Source organism: Oleiphilus sp. HI0128, from assembly GCF_001635365.1.
This window is the reverse complement of the sequence record NZ_LWGG01001243.1, coordinates 1-804: the sequence shown is the minus strand read 5'-3', so window position 1 is coordinate 804 and position 804 is coordinate 1. Positions and strand designations below refer to the sequence as shown.

Genomic DNA, 804 nt, shown 5'->3' with positions numbered 1-804 from the left:
CCCTTGCGCCTTGCCATAAATGCCAAGCGCTGCAGCAAGTGGACATCCTGTTCATTCTTAATCAATGCACCATACAAGGGTGGTATTGCTTTAGAGGGGTCTCGCTCTTGTAGAATTTGTTCGGATACTTCGTCAGCCATCAATAGTTTAAGCCAATCGATCAATTCGCTTGTTGAAGGCTTTTTCTTCAAGCCAGGAACTTTACGCACATCAAAAAACACATCGAGCGCCTCTTTAACCAAGCTCTGCTTCAAGCCGGGGTAGTGAACCTCCACAATTTTCTCCATTGTTTCGTGGTCTGGGAAGTTGATGTAATGGAAAAAGCAGCGTCTTAGGAATGCGTCCGGTAGTTCTTTTTCGTTGTTACTGGTAATCAATACAATTGGTCGATTTTTCGCCACAACACGTTCTTGTGTCTCGTAAACAAAAAATTCCATTTTATCGATTTCAAGAAGCAAATCGTTTGGAAACTCGATATCGGCTTTATCAATTTCATCAATCAATAGCACAACACGCTCTTCTGCTTCGAAGGCTTCCCACAACTTCCCTTTCACTATGTAGTTAGATATATCGTGAACACGGTCATTTCCTAACTGGGAATCTCTTAGACGTGACACAGCATCATATTCGTACAAGCCCTGCTGAGCCTTTGTTGTCGACTTGATGTGCCACTGAATTAAACGCGTGCCAAGTGATTCTGCTAACTGCTCAGCCAGCATAGTTTTACCAGTACCTGGCTCACCCTTAATAAGAAGAGGCTTTTCTAATTGAATCGCAGCATTTACAGCCATCTGTAAATCACCG

General features: G+C 43.2%; 1 protein-coding gene. It reads right to left on the bottom strand.

Translation table 11 applies throughout. The features are described from left to right. Positions 1–804: MoxR family ATPase (locus tag A3763_RS21105; RefSeq protein ID WP_068760454.1), on the bottom strand; the 804-nt coding region annotated here is incomplete at both ends.